This window comes from Saccharopolyspora sp. 7B, from assembly GCF_020177435.1.
GTDB classification, from domain to species: Bacteria; Actinomycetota; Actinomycetes; order Mycobacteriales; family Pseudonocardiaceae; genus Saccharopolyspora_C; species Saccharopolyspora_C gregorii.
In genome coordinates, this window is the sequence record NZ_JAIUKC010000220.1 from 1 (window position 1) to 12898 (window position 12898).

Consider the following 12898-nt stretch of genomic DNA (forward strand, 5'->3'; position numbering starts at 1 on the left):
CTCCCAGGCCTTCAGCTCGGTGAGCGTGGTGTGCGCGCTCTCGGCGAGGGTCTGCCCGGCGGACAGCGCGGACGAGGATCCCGGCGACGGCCTCAACGACGAGGAGCTGCGGCTGCTCGCCGCGTGGCGCAAGTTCCGCGACGGCGAGGACGACACGCCCAACGACCTTTCCGAGGGCCTGCACAAGCTGCTGCAGGAGGCGTTCGGCCCGGAGCGCGCCGCGCAGCTGGTCGCCGCGAACGAGGCCGACGGCGAGCTGCCCGCGGAGGTCCCCGCCGAACTGGACCGCCTGGACCGGCTCGCCGGTTGCGCGCTCGGCGTGGTCGCCGGTGACGCCCTGGGCGCCCCGTGGACCTTCCTGTCGCAGCGGGGGATCCTGCGCCGCAACCCGGACGGGGTGCGCGAGCTCGCCGAGCACCTGGGTGGCCGCGGCCGGTCCACCTCGATCGGCCAGCAGTCGGTGTTCCTGCTCGACGGGTTGCTCCGCTCGTCCGTCCACAAGGGACTGAACAGGCCGGGTCCGTCGACCGCCGAACTGGTCCGCGGCACCCTCCAGCACTGGGTGATCGCCCAGGGCGCCCCTGTCGAACCGGCCGTGCAGCCCGCGGAGCTCGTCGGGCAGCCCGCGCTCGGCGCGCAGCGCTTCCCCGACGAAGCGGGCGTCACCGCGCTGGCCACCTGGGACGGGCGGAGCCCGGTGCCGACGCCGAGCACGCCGCCGAACCCGTCCACCGGCGCGGCCGCGGCCGCCCGCGGCGCCGTCGTCGGCCTGCACGCCGACAGCCCGGGCGCGGCGGTCGAACTCGGCATCGCCACCGGGGTGCTCACCCACGGCCACCCGGACGGCTACCTGCCCGCGGCCGCCGTCGCCGGGATGGTCGCCGCGCTGTCCGCCGGGCAGACCCTCGCCGAGAGCGCGCACACCACGCTCACCGAGCTGAAGGCCTGGGAGGGCAGCGAGAACACGGTGCGGGCGCTGCGCGACGCGCTGACCCTCGCCGAGCACGGCCCGGTCCCGGTGCCCGCGCTGGAGAAGCTCGGCGCGGGCAGGCACGCGCCCGCCGCGCTCGGCGTCGCGGTCGCCGCCGCGCTGACGCACCCGGATTCGTTCGCCGACGCCGTCGCGCTCGCCGCCACCCATTCCGGGGACAGCGCGGCCACCGCGGCGCTGTGCGGCGGGCTGCTCGGCGCCGCGCGCGGTGCGGCGGAGATCCCCGCGGAATGGCTCGATCAGCTGGAACTGCACGAGCAGGTGCAGCGGCTCGTCGCCGACGCCGGGCGGGTCGAGACCGATCTCGTCCCGGACGGCACGGCGCCGGACTGGACCCGGCGATACACGCAGTAACGTTGCTCAGGTGAAGGATTCTCGCGACGGGCTCACCGAGGCGGAACGGGCGTTGCTGGCGGCGTACCGGGAGCGGCGCCGGGCGGCGGCGCCGGACGCGCCGCCCGCGACCGCCGCGGAGCCCGGCCCGGAATCCGGCGCGCCGCGCACCGGGCCCGCCGACGCGGACGAGCGGGTGCTGCTGGAGCGGTGGCGTTCCTGGCGCGACCGGCCGTTGACCCGGCCGCCGTGGTTCGCCGCGCTGCGCCAGCGCATCGGCACCGACCCGGCACCGCCGGTGCCCGCCACCGGTCTCGCCGACGACTCCGGTTACCGGCCGGACGCGGCGAGCCGGTTCGCCGGGATGCTGCTGGGCGCGGCGAGCGCCGAGCACGCCGCCACCGGCCGGATCGGCGAGCGCACCACGGCACTGCTGTTCGCGCTGGAAGGCGTGATCCGCGCGCACACCGCGCTGCGCGCGCACGGCGCCACGGACCTCACCACGTTCGTCCTCAATGGACTGCAGCGCTGGTTGCACACCCGGGGCGTCCCCTGGCAGGACTGCGTCGCCGAACCCGCGGGCGAACCCGACGGCTGGCTGGTCGAACAGCGGGAACTGCACGGCGACACCGTCGACGACCGGGCGCTGCTGACGGCGCTGACCCGCATCGCCGCCGGGGGCCGCGCCTCCGCGCACGCCGCCGGCGCCGGTGCGGTACCGCTGGGCGCGGTGGCCGCGCTGTGGTCCGGCAGCGAGGTGTTCGGCACCGCCGCGAACCTCGCCGCGCTCACCCACGGCCACCCCGACGGCAACCGCCCCGCCGGGGCGCTCGGCGTCGCGATCTCGTTGCTGCTGCGGGGGAATCCGCTGACCGCAGCCCTGGACGGCGCGCTCGCCGCCTGGGAACCGGCCGACTCCCGGCCCGCGCTGCTCGACCGCGCCCTGCACCTCGGCAGCACCAGCCCCGTCGGGTTCGTCCCGGGCGCCGCGCAGCTCGACGCGATGAGCCCCGGCCGGACCGGCACCGAAGCGCTCGCCGCGGCGCTGCGCATCACCGCCGCCTGCCCCGACGACTTCACCGCCGCCATCGCCGCCGCCACCGACCACGCCGGCGACACCCGCAGCACCGCGGTGCTGTGCGGCCAGCTGCTCGGCGCCGCGCACGGGCCCGCCGCGATCCCCTTACCCGGCACGGGGAAACCGGCCGTGCTCGCCGCGCTCGAACGGCTCGCCGAGGACGCCGCCGCCGAATTCGGCCCTTACCCGGACGAATCCGAGGAATGGCTGCGCCGCTACCCCGTCGGTGCCCCCGCCCACGAACCCGATCGGCGAAGGAGCCTGCACGCCGTGCCCAGACTCGCCGCGTCCAGAGACCGCTTCCTCGGCGCCGTGCTCGGCTGCGCCATCGGCGAAGCCCTCGGCACCCCCGTCGCCGGGGACAGCTGGGACGAGATCCGGGACCGGCACGGACCGCAGGGCCTGCGCAACTACGTGCCCGCCGGGCACCCCGCGGGCAGGCTCGGCAGCGACACCCAGCTGCTGCTGTTCTCCCTCGAAGGCACCATCCGCGCCGGGGTGAGCCGCCGCAGCGGCGACGTGCCCGACCCGTCGCGGCACATCCAGCACGCCTACCAGCGCTGGCTGCACACCCAGCACCTCAGCTGGGGCCGCGCCGCGGGCGAATTCCTCAAGCACACCCCCGCGCCGGACGGCTGGCTGGTGGGGCACCGCGCGCTGTTCCAGACCCGCAACCCGGGGCGCACCATGATGCGCACGCTCATCGCCTTCGCCAAGGGGCAGCAGCCGATGGGCACCCCGGAACGCCCGGTCAGCGACTCGCAGGGCAGCACGGCGGTGATGCGCGCCGTCCCGGCCGCGCTGTGGAGCTCCGACCCGTCCGAGGTGTTCCGCGTCGGCCAGAACACCGCCGCGCTCACCCACGGCGACCCGGTCGCCTACCTCAGCGCGGGCACCCTCGCCTTCCTGGTGTCCCGGCTGCTCGACGGGCGCGAGCTCGCGGCCGCCGTCGACGAGGCGCTCGACGAGCTCAGCGGGCACCGCGGCCACCAGGACGTCACCCGCAAGGTCTCCGCGGCGGTCCGCTACGCCGCCTCCGCCGAGACCACGCCCACCCACTTGGAGAGCGGGATCGGCAACGGGTGGAGCGCCGCCGACGCGCTCGGCATCGGGCTGTACGCGGCACTCGTCGCCGACGGGGACATCGACGTGGCGCTGCCGCTGGCGGTGAACCACTCCGGCAACTCGGCCACCACCGGCGCGGTCTGCGGCAGCCTCGTCGGCGCCCAGTCCGGGGCGGCGAAGATCCCCGACCGCTGGCGCACCGAACTGGAGCTGCACGACGTCATCGAGCAGCTCGCGCACGACGCGAGCCTCGAATTCGGGCCGCACCCGCCGGAAGCGGCCGACTGGACCACCCGGTACCCGCCCACCTGACGCACCGCCGGGCCCGCCCGGAACCGCTCGTCTCGGCACGCCGCAGCGCCCGCGGCAGGCGGTAACGTGCGGCGCATGGCCGACGAACTCGTGCACCGCGGCACCGCATCCGGCGTCGCGACGATCACCCTCGACTCCCCGCACAACCGCAACGCGCTGTCCGCGCAGCTGCGCCGAGAACTCCGCGAGCACTTGGCGGCGGCGCTCGCCGAGGACGCGGTGCGGGTGATCGTGCTCGACCACACCGGGCCGGTGTTCTGCGCCGGGATGGACCTCAAGGAATCCCGGTCCGCCGGCGCCGACGACCAAGGCGTGCGGGAACTCCCCGAACTGCTCGACACCTTGTGGACCAGCCCGAAACCGGTCATCGCCAAGCTCGCGGGACCGGCCAGGGCCGGTGGCGCGGGCATCGTCGCGGCCTGCGACCTGGCGGTCGCCGCCGACACCGCGACGTTCGGGTTCTCCGAAGTCCGCATCGGCGTGGTGCCCGCGGTGATCTCGCTGACCGTGCTGCCCCGGCTGCAGCCGCGCGCCGCGCACGAGCTGTTCCTGACCGGGGAGAACTTCGACGCCGAACGCGCCGTGCGGATCGGGCTGCTCAACTCGGCGGTGCCCGCGGACCGGCTCGACGCCGAGGTCGCCCGCTACGCCGAGATGCTGGCGAAGGGCGCACCGCACGCGCTGGCCGCGACGAAGGCGCTGCTGCGCCGCCCCCGTTCCGCCGACATCGGCGCGGACTTCGACGAGGTGCTGGAGCTCTCCGCCCGGCACTTCGCCTCCGACGAAGGCCAAGAGGGCATCCGGGCCTTCGCCGAGAAGCGCCCCGCCGCCTGGGTCCCGCGGGACTGAGCGCGGGGCTTCAGTCGCGGGTGAGGACGGTGGCGAAGGCGCGGCCGCAGACGGGCTTGCTCGCCGCGTCCCGCAGCACCGTGTTGATCTTCTCGTAGGCCTTGGGGTCGTGCTGCGCCAGGTTCTGCGCCCCGGCCCAGATGAGGACGTGCTCGCCCTCCGGCAGCCAGGACAGGTCGGTCAGGCAGTCGTAGAGCGCGTCCAGGTTGCGCCCCGCCCACTCCGGGAACGACAGCACCGCCGCGATGCCGTCCAGCGCGGTGCGCTTGCTGACCAGATCGCTCCCATCGAGCACGTGCACGGCCGCGCCGCGCCGCTCGGCGTCCTCGGCCGCCGTCTTCGCACTCACTCCAGGCTGCTCCAGCTCGCTCACCGCCGGCTCCTTCCGGAAGACCTGAGGCTTTTTCGTCGCAAACATCCCACTCAACCACACACGTCAACAACCAGGAACAAGGTTCGTTCACCGCAATGCCGCGGCGATGCGCCGCGGCCGGGCCGCCCCCGCCATCACGCGGGCGAGGTGGGCGGTCCGCTTCCGGCGGGAGCCCGCCACGGCGCCGCTCCCGAAGAATCCGGCAGAACGGGCACAGCCTGCCACACGGTCGCGGAGCCACCGGCGGGCGGCATCGCCGTGCCGTGCGCCGCGGCTCCCTGCTGCACGAACCAGCCGATGACCACGAGGGCGATCAGCCCGATGAGGGCGACCGTGATGCGCTTGCGCGAGGTCAACCGGTTCATGGCACGTCCGTTCCGCGCGTGGTCCGCACCGGCGGTTCGGCGTCGCGCACGCGGGTCAGCCGTGCGCCGATCCCATCGATGGCCCGGTCGAGGAAGCGCGCCAGGTACCAGCACACCGGCAGCAGCACGACCAGGACCAAGGTCACCAGCAGCGGGTACCAGAGCTGGACGAGCCACAGCTCGACGCCGTCCCACCACTCGAACAGCCAGTCCATCACGAGGCGCCAGAGTACGCCGGGACTCCGCGGCCTTCACCCCGCCCCGGCCGGGCCGCGCGCGCCCGGGAGGCGCGGGCGCGCGGACCGGCCCGCGGAGGCTCAGGAAGTGCCGGTGACCTCGGTCGACGGGTTCTCGGCGCGCTCGGCCGCCGCCGAGCGCTCCCGGATGGAGCGGATGATCGCGCCGAAGTCGTAGCCGCCGCCGCCCTCCTCGTTGAACCGCTGGTACAGCTCGGTCGCCAACCGCCCGATCGCCGCGTCGGTGCCGCTCTGCTCGGCCGCGGACTCGGCCAGCTTCAGGTCCTTGAGCATCAGCGCCGCGGAGAAGCCCGGTTCGTAGTCGTGGTCGGCCCGGCTGGTCTCCACCAGGCCCGGGACCGGGCAGTTCGTGGTCAGCGCCCAGCACTGGCCGGTGGAGATCGACGCGACGTCGTAGAGCGCCTGGTTGCTCAGGCCGAGCCGCTCGCCGAGCACGAACGCCTCCCCCACCGCGATCATCGACGCGCCCAGCACCAGGTTGTTGCACATCTTGGTGACCTGGCCGTTGCCCGGGCCACCGCAGTGGATGACCTTGCGGGCCATCGGCGCCAGCAGCGGTTCCGCCCGCTGGAAGTGCTCCTCCGCGCCGCCGACCATGAACGTCAGCGTGCCCGCCTCCGCGCCCGCGGTGCCGCCGGAGACCGGGGCGTCCAGGGAGCCGAAACCGGCCGTCCCGGCCAGCGCGTGCGCGGCGCGGGCGTCGGCGACGTCGACCGTGGAGGAGTCGACCAGCAGCGCCCCCGGCTCCACCGCGGGCAGCACCTGCTCGTAGCAGTCCAGCAGGTGCTTGCCGCCCGGCAGCATCGTGATCACCGCTTCGGCGCCGGTCACGGCCTCGACCGCCGAGCCGACCACGGTCACCCCGTTCGCCCGCGCCGCCTCCAGCGCCGCCGGGGCCAGGTCGAACCCGCGCACCACGTGCCCGGCCGCGACCAGGTTCGCCGACATCGGGCCGCCCATGTGGCCCAGCCCGATGAATCCGATGACAGCCATTGTCATTCCCTCCTGCGCGGTGCGGTGGTCGAGCCGGGCCCGGGGCCCGGCGGCTCAGCCGGACAGGCCGAGCTCGCCCTGCTCGAGCGGGGCGAAGAAGCGCTGGACGTGCTCCTCGGTGACCTCGTCCAGGGCGTTCGGCGACCACTTCGGGTCGCGGTCCTTGTCCACGAGGGTGGCGCGCACGCCTTCCACGAAGTCGCCCGCGGTCAGGCAGCGCAGCGCGATCCGGAACTCCTGGTCCAGCGCCGCCTCCAGCGTCTCCGGCCTGCTGCGCAGCGCGCGCAGCGTCACCTTCAGCGAGGTCGGCGACTTCGTCCCGATCGCGGCGGCGGCGTCCGCGGCGGCCTGTTCGGGGCGGGCGCGCAGCCGGGCGAGGATCTCGGCGACGTCGTCGGCCGCGTAGGCCTCGTCGATCCACTCCCGCTGCGCGGCCACCGGCGACTCCGGCGGGGCCGTCGCGAACCTGGCCAGCGCCGCGTCCACGTCACCGCTGGTGAGCGCCTTGACCAGGTCGTCGATGCGCTCGCTGGGCAGGTGGTGGTCGGCCAGGCCGAGCGCCACCGCGTCCGCGCCGCCGATCGGCGCACCGGTCAACGCCAGGTGCGTGCCCAGCTCACCGGGGGCGTGCGAGAGCAGGAAGGTGCCGCCGACGTCGGGCACGAAGCCGATGCCGACCTCCGGCATGCCGACCTTGGAACGCTCGGTGACGACCCGGTGCGAACCGTGCGCGGAGATGCCGACGCCGCCGCCCATGCACACCCCGTCCATCAGCCCCACCACGGGCTTCGGGTAGTGCGCGAGCATCGAGTTGAGCCGGTACTCCTCGCTCCAGAACGCCTTGGGGAGCTCCTCGTCCCCGGCCTTCGCCGCGTCGTGCAGCGCCCGGATGTCGCCGCCCGCGCACAGCCCGCGTTCTCCGGCGCCCTCGACGAGGACCGCCCGCACCTGCTCGTCGGTGCTCCACCGCTGCAGCGCGGCGGTCATCTCGCGCACCATCTCCAGGGTGAGCGAGTTGATCGCCTTGGGGCGGTTGAGGGTGATGCGTCCGAGCGCGCCCTCGACGCTGAGCAGAACCTGCTCCGGGGCGGGTGTTGTCATGATGCCGACTCCAGCAGTCCACGGGAAATGATCAGTCGCATGATCTCGTTGGTGCCTTCGAGGATCTGGTGCACCCGCAGGTCGCGAACGATCTTCTCGAGGCCGTACTCGGCAAGGTATCCGTATCCGCCGTGGATCTGAAGCGCCTCGTTCGCCACGGTGAAGCCCACGTCGGTCGCGAGCCGCTTGGCCATCGCGCACAGCCGGGTCGCGTCCGGGTCGCGGGCGTCCAGCGCCCACGCCGCGCGCCACAGCAGCATCCGGGCGGCCTCCAGCTCGGTGGCCATGTCGGCGAGCTTGAACTGCAGCGCCTGGAACTCGCTGAGCTTGGCGCCGAACGCGGTGCGCTCCCGCACGTAGCCGAGGCTGCGGTCCAGCGCGTCCCGCGCCCCGCCGAGCGAGCAGGCCGCGATGCTGAGCCTGCCGCCGTCCAGCCCGGCCATCGCGATCTTGAACCCGATGCCTTCGGGGCCGAGCCGCTGCGCCGCGGGCACCCGCACGCCGTCGAGCACGACCTGCCGGGTGGGCTGCGCGTTCCAGCCCATCTTCCGCTCGTTCGGACCGAACGAGAGCCCGGCGGCGTCGCCCTCGACGATGAACGTGGAGATGCCCTTCGCACCGTCCTCACCGGTGCGGGCCATCACCACGTACACGTCCGAGCTGCCGCCGCCGGAGATGAACTGCTTCACCCCGGTCAGCACGTAGTCGTCGCCGTCGCGCACCGCGCGGGTCCGCAGCGCCGCCGCGTCCGAACCGGCCTCCGGTTCGGTGAGGCAGTAGCTGGCGCGGGCGGTCAGCGAGCACAGCGGCGGCAGCCAGCGGGCGCGCTGCTCGTCGTCGCCGAAGCGGTCGATCATCCCGGCGACCATGTTGTGGATCGACAGGTACGCCGCCACGGACGGGTCGCCCGCGGCGAGCTCCTCGAAGATGAGCGCCGAGTCGAACCGGCCCAGGCCCGTGCCGCCGCAGGCCTCGTCGACGTAGACGCCGCCGATGCCGAGCTCGCCCGCGGCGCGCAGCACGTCGACCGGGAAGTGCTTGTCCTGGTCCCACTGCACGGCGTGCGGGGCGAGCTGCTCGGCCGCGAACTCGCGGGCCAGCTGCTGGATGGCCCGCTGGTCCTCGGTCAGCGCGAACGGGGACACCACGCCGGAGGGGCCGGGAACCGCTGCTACCGACACGTCCACTCCTCACCTTCGAGAGTCCGGTCCCGGGGGGGGGGCCCGCGGGGGGCCGCCCCCGGGGGGGGGGGGGGGGGGGGGGGGGGGGGGGGGGGGGGGGGCGCGGGGGGGGGGCCCGGGGGCGGGGGCCCCCCCCCGGGGCGGGGCGGTCAGCCCTTGAGCAGGGCGCGGGACATCACCATGCGCTGGATCTGGTTGGTGCCCTCGTAGATCTGGGTGATCTTGGCGTCGCGCATCATGCGCTCCACCGGGAAGTCGCGGGTGTAGCCGGCGCCGCCGAACAGCTGCACGGCGTCGGTGGTGACCTCCATGGCGACGTCGGAGGCGAAGCACTTCGCGGCGGCGGAGATGAACCCGAGGTTGCCCTCGCCGCGCTCGGCGCGGGCCGCGGAGACGTAGACCATGTGGCGGGCGGCTTCGACCTTCATGGCCATGTCGGCGAGCATGAACTGGACGCCCTGGAAGTCGCTGATGGACTTGCCGAACTGCTTGCGCTCCTTGACGTAGGCCAGCGCCTGGTCGAGAGCTCCCTGGGCGATGCCGACGGCCTGGGCGCCGATGGTGGGCCGGGTGTGGTCGAGGGTGGCCAGGGCGGTCTTGAAGCCGGTGCCGGGCTCGCCGATGATGCGGTCGCCGGGGATGGTGGCGTCCTCGAAGTAGAGCTCGACGGTGGGGGAGCCCTTGATGCCGAGCTTCTTCTCCTTGGGGCCGACGACGAAGCCCGGGTCGTCCTTGTGCACGGCGAAGGCGCTGATGCCGTTGGCCTTCTTGTCCGGGTCGGTGACGGCCATGACGGTGTACCAGCTGGACACGCCGCCGTTGGTGATCCAGCACTTGCTGCCGTTGAGGACCCAGTCGTCGCCGGAGCGGTGGGCGCGGGTCTTCATGGCGGCGGCGTCGGAGCCGGCTTCGCGCTCGGACAGCGCGTAGGAGGCGGTCGCGGTGCCCGCGGCGAGGTCGCCGAGGACCTTCTTCTTCAGGTCCTCGGAGCCGGACAGGATGATCGGCATGGTGCCGAGCTTGTTCACCGCGGGGATCAGCGAGGAGGAGGCGCAGACGCGGGCGACCTCTTCGATGACGATGCAGGTGGCGACCGAGTCGGCGCCTTCGCCGCCGTAGGCCTCGGGCACGTGCACGGCGGCGAACCCGGCCTTGACCAGGGCGTCGAGCGCTTCCTGCGGGTAGCGCTCCTGCTCGTCGACCTCGGCGGCGTGCGGGGCGATCTCCTTCTCGGCGAGGGCGCGCACCGCCTCGCGCAGGGCGTCGTGCTCGTCGTTGAGCCGGTAGGTCTCGAAGTTCGGGTTCACTGCTGCCTCCCGTCTCCAGCGTTGCGCTGGGGCCGTGGTGATCGCCGGATCCGGGTGCGGGTGTGGCGCCGCGCCCTCGGTCGCCGGAATCCTAACGGCACGGAGTGCCACTCTCAATCGGGTGGGTATATTTCGGCCATGTCCGAGCAGCCGCGGCCGCGCGCAGGCCGCACCCCGCAGGGCCGCCGCCGGATCCGCGGCACCGTGTCGTCGGCCGCGCTGGACCTGTTCGCCGCGAACGGGTTCGAAGCCACCACCGTCGACCAGATCGCCGAGGCCGCCGGGGTCGGCAGGCGCACCTTCTTCCGCTACTTCCGCTCCAAGGAGGACGCCGTGTTCGGCGACCACGAGGAGCGGCTGGCCGACGTGGCCGAACTGCTGGAGCAGGCCGACGGCGAGGAACCGCTGCCCGCGGTGTGCCGGGCCGCCGAAGCGGTGCTGGAGACCTACCTGGCCGACCCCGCGGTGTCGCTGCAGCGCTTCGCGCTGACCAGGCAGGTCCCGTCGCTGCGGGCCAAGGAGATCGCCAGCACCGACGACTACCAGCGGGCGTTCACCCGCTACCTGCGCGGCCGCTACGACGGCGAACCGGACGCGGCGCTGCGCGCGGCGGTCGCGGCGGCCGCCGTCGTCGCCCCCCACAACCAGGTGCTGCGGGAATGGCTCAAGAGCGGCGCCGAGCTCGACGCGCGCGGCAGGCTGCACGCCGCGCTGGCAGGAGTGCGCGGCATGGCCGCGACCTGGCCCGGAACCCTCGGCGCCGCGCTGGACGACCGGGTGGGGAGCGCACCCGCGTAGCCGGTGGCGGGCGGTCCCGGGCCGGGGACCGGGTTCGGTCAGTCGTAGCCGCGGATCAGGTGGCTCTCGTCGGCGTCGTCGAGCTCACCGGGCCACTGCCCGCGGTGCTGTCCTGGAACGGCGGCCTCGGGCAGCAGCGTCTGCACGCTCGCGCGCGGCGGGTCGAACTGGTCGGCCGGGTTGTGCTCGGCGGGTTCCACGTCGTGCTCCTGTTCGTCGGGTGTCGGGAGGGTATGGCCGATGGTCCTGGGGAGTGGCGCAGATCGCACTCCCACCACGCCGTCGATATCTTTAGTCCACCGGAACGGACCCGCCACACGGCACGGCCGACGCATCAGGAACGCGTCAGGAACCCGCGAAGACCGGAGACCGCCGATACCGGCTCACCCACCCGACGGGCGATCGATCAGGTGCGCAGCTCCGGTACGCCCGGGGTGCTCCGGCGGCGGCGCAGCCACACCTTGCGGGTGCCGTCGGAGTAGAGCAACACCCGGGACAGCTCCCACCCGGAGAACTCGGCGTGGATGCTCAGCTGGGTGGCGGCGCTGAGCCGGGTGATGCCCGGCGGCAGCCGCAGCGGCCGGTAGTCCCACTTCTCGTCGGAGAAGCCGCTCTCCCGCGCCCCGCGGCCGGCGGGGGCGGGCTCGGAAGAGGTCTCGGGGTCCCGTTCTTCGCTCATGGCGTCACCACCTGCATTCCTGCCCCGGTTGCCGAGGCGACGAACACTGCTCCGGTAGCGGGGTCCACGGCCGCCGAGTTCGGCTGCCGCACGGTCGGCACCCGGTGCACCTCCCGGGGTTCCCCGCCCGCGACGTCGTAGCCGACGAGCTCGTTGCTCGCCGTCAGCGTGATCCACGCGAGGTCCCGGTCGGGGTCGTAGGCCAGGGCGAAGGGCGCGCCGGGCACCGGATAGCGCTGCTTCATGATCAGCGGATCGGTGGCGAAGGCCAGCAGCTCCTGCCCGCGGGTGTCCACGGCCAGCACCCGGTCGTAGCGGTCGGCGGCCACGTGCGTGGCGCCGGCACCCGCCCGCAGCGCGGGTTCCTTCTCCCCGGTGGCCGGGTCGACCGGCGTCAACGAGGTCGCCAGCACGTCGAGCACGTGCAGCCGCCCGCCGAGCTCGACCAACTCCGCGGGCCGCTTGAACCCGGTGGCCTGCTTCCCGCCGGGCAGCGCGACGCTGCCGGTGGCCTCCAACGCCACCGCCAGCCCCCCGGGAACGACCGCGGCGTCCAGCGGACGGCCCGGGTAGCGCAGCTGCTCGGCGGCCCCGGTCGCCGGATCGATGCGGGCGACCAGGTCGGCGTCGGGCTGGGCGGCCAGCAGCTTCCCGTCCGGGGTGGCGCGCAACGTCGCGGGCGCCGCGGGCAGCTGCACCGTGCGCGGAGCGCGGCGCAGGTCGCGCGCGTCGTAGAGGGACACGGTGCGCTCGTGCGAGGTCGCCAACGTCGAAGCGCCGGGCAGGAACGCGCTCAGCGCGGTCGGCGGGGCGGGCACCACGGTGCCCGCGGGCCGGGCGGCCTGGCCAGGGGCGCGGGCCGGTTCGGCGGCGGTGAGCGCGTCGGTGACCTGCAGCGGATCGTCGGCGCCGACACCACCGCAGCCGGTGAGCACGGTGGCGGTGAGGCAGGCGGCGACCAGTCGGCGCAAGGGGCCCTCCAGGTGCGTGCGCCCGCGGTTCGGGCGGTGACCCCTCCAGGATCCCTGATTTGCCGTGGTGCTCGGCCGCCCACCCCCGGGTGACCACCCAGCATCGCACCGGTCACCGGCGGTGGGCCAGGCCCCGTCCGGCGCCGATGGCGTTCACGACGCGTTCGCCGAGAGTTCGTCTCCGCGGGCGGGGGCGGCGCCGGGGCCCACGCCGCGGCGGCCCGGCGGCTGGCGGTGTGCGCGCC

14 protein-coding genes are annotated in these 12898 nt (G+C 74.3%); 4 read left to right on the plus strand and 10 right to left on the minus strand.

Features of this window, described 5'->3' with window-relative positions; all coding sequences use genetic code 11:
- The 3 genes from LCD33_RS26925 to LCD33_RS26935 all read left to right on the plus strand — a co-directional run.
- Window positions 1-1345: ADP-ribosylglycohydrolase family protein (locus tag LCD33_RS26925; RefSeq protein ID WP_224978417.1), on the plus strand; the 1345-nt coding region annotated here is incomplete at its 5' end.
- 10 nt (window positions 1346-1355) lie between these two features.
- Window positions 1356-3779: an ADP-ribosylglycohydrolase family protein gene (locus tag LCD33_RS26930; RefSeq protein WP_224978418.1), complete on the plus strand. Its 2424-nt coding sequence runs from the start codon at window positions 1356-1358 to the stop codon at window positions 3777-3779.
- Between the two features lie 75 nt (window positions 3780-3854).
- Entirely contained in the window at window positions 3855-4628 is a 774-nt protein-coding gene (locus tag LCD33_RS26935) for an enoyl-CoA hydratase-related protein (RefSeq protein WP_224978419.1), read from the plus strand.
- A 10-nt stretch (window positions 4629-4638) separates the two neighbouring features.
- On the opposite strand, the gene LCD33_RS26940 is transcribed toward LCD33_RS26935, so the two are convergent.
- From LCD33_RS26940 to LCD33_RS26970, 7 genes are all read right to left on the minus strand, one after another.
- The gene (locus LCD33_RS26940; protein ID WP_224962550.1) at window positions 4639-5001 is read right to left on the minus strand and encodes a barstar family protein; all 363 of its coding nucleotides are present in this window, start codon (window positions 4999-5001) and stop codon (window positions 4639-4641) included.
- Window positions 5002-5135: 134 nt separating this feature from the next.
- Window positions 5136-5366: a hypothetical protein gene (locus tag LCD33_RS26945; protein ID WP_224962548.1), complete on the minus strand. Its 231-nt coding sequence runs from the start codon at window positions 5364-5366 to the stop codon at window positions 5136-5138.
- Window positions 5363-5581: a hypothetical protein gene (locus LCD33_RS26950; RefSeq protein ID WP_255617833.1), complete on the minus strand. Its 219-nt coding sequence runs from the start codon at window positions 5579-5581 to the stop codon at window positions 5363-5365. Before LCD33_RS26950 ends, LCD33_RS26945 begins: the two co-directional genes overlap by 4 nt.
- Before the next feature lie 102 nt (window positions 5582-5683).
- Entirely contained in the window at window positions 5684-6616 is a 933-nt protein-coding gene (gene mmsB / locus LCD33_RS26955; protein ID WP_224968500.1) for a 3-hydroxyisobutyrate dehydrogenase, read from the minus strand.
- A 54-nt stretch (window positions 6617-6670) separates the two neighbouring features.
- A complete protein-coding gene (locus LCD33_RS26960) occupies window positions 6671-7717 on the minus strand; it encodes an enoyl-CoA hydratase/isomerase family protein (protein ID WP_224962542.1) in 1047 nt (348 codons plus the stop codon).
- Window positions 7714-8898, minus strand: a complete 1185-nt coding sequence (locus LCD33_RS26965; protein ID WP_224962540.1) for an acyl-CoA dehydrogenase family protein — start codon at window positions 8896-8898, stop codon at window positions 7714-7716. Before LCD33_RS26965 ends, LCD33_RS26960 begins: the two co-directional genes overlap by 4 nt.
- 149 nt (window positions 8899-9047) lie before the next feature.
- Window positions 9048-10205 carry an acyl-CoA dehydrogenase gene (locus LCD33_RS26970; protein WP_224969010.1) on the minus strand — a complete coding sequence of 386 codons (1158 nt, stop codon included), beginning with the start codon at window positions 10203-10205 and terminating at the stop codon, window positions 9048-9050.
- A 138-nt stretch (window positions 10206-10343) separates the two neighbouring features.
- On the opposite strand from LCD33_RS26970, the gene LCD33_RS26975 reads away from it, so the two are divergent.
- Entirely contained in the window at window positions 10344-11003 is a 660-nt protein-coding gene (locus tag LCD33_RS26975) for a TetR family transcriptional regulator (protein WP_224978421.1), read from the plus strand.
- Window positions 11004-11041: 38 nt separating this feature from the next.
- Here LCD33_RS26975 and LCD33_RS26980 read toward each other — a convergent pair whose 3' ends face one another.
- From LCD33_RS26980 to LCD33_RS26990, 3 genes are all read right to left on the minus strand, one after another.
- A complete protein-coding gene (locus LCD33_RS26980; RefSeq protein ID WP_224960549.1) occupies window positions 11042-11203 on the minus strand; it encodes a hypothetical protein in 162 nt (53 codons plus the stop codon).
- A gap of 206 nt (window positions 11204-11409) precedes the next feature.
- Window positions 11410-11682 carry a DUF5703 family protein gene (locus LCD33_RS26985; protein ID WP_224960547.1) on the minus strand — a complete coding sequence of 91 codons (273 nt, stop codon included), beginning with the start codon at window positions 11680-11682 and terminating at the stop codon, window positions 11410-11412.
- Window positions 11679-12653, minus strand: a complete 975-nt coding sequence (locus LCD33_RS26990) for a hypothetical protein (RefSeq protein WP_224978422.1) — start codon at window positions 12651-12653, stop codon at window positions 11679-11681. The genes LCD33_RS26985 and LCD33_RS26990 overlap by 4 nt, the downstream gene beginning before the upstream one ends.
- Window positions 12654-12898: the final 245 nt, after the last annotated feature.

Bases quoted from the DNA above. Each gene is read 5' to 3' on its own strand.
- LCD33_RS26985 (WP_224960547.1), bottom strand. From the start codon at position 11,682: ATGAGCGAAGAACGGGACCCCGAGACCTCTTCCGAGCCCGCCCCCGCC.
- LCD33_RS26975 (WP_224978421.1), top strand. From the start codon at position 10,344: ATGTCCGAGCAGCCGCGGCCGCGCGCAGGCCGCACCCCGCAGGGCCGC.
- LCD33_RS26945 (WP_224962548.1), bottom strand. From the start codon at position 5,366: ATGAACCGGTTGACCTCGCGCAAGCGCATCACGGTCGCCCTCATCGGG.
- LCD33_RS26960 (WP_224962542.1), bottom strand. From the start codon at position 7,717: ATGACAACACCCGCCCCGGAGCAGGTTCTGCTCAGCGTCGAGGGCGCG.
- mmsB (WP_224968500.1), bottom strand. From the start codon at position 6,616: ATGGCTGTCATCGGATTCATCGGGCTGGGCCACATGGGCGGCCCGATG.
- LCD33_RS26950 (WP_255617833.1), bottom strand. From the start codon at position 5,581: ATGGACTGGCTGTTCGAGTGGTGGGACGGCGTCGAGCTGTGGCTCGTC.
- LCD33_RS26935 (WP_224978419.1), top strand. From the start codon at position 3,855: ATGGCCGACGAACTCGTGCACCGCGGCACCGCATCCGGCGTCGCGACG.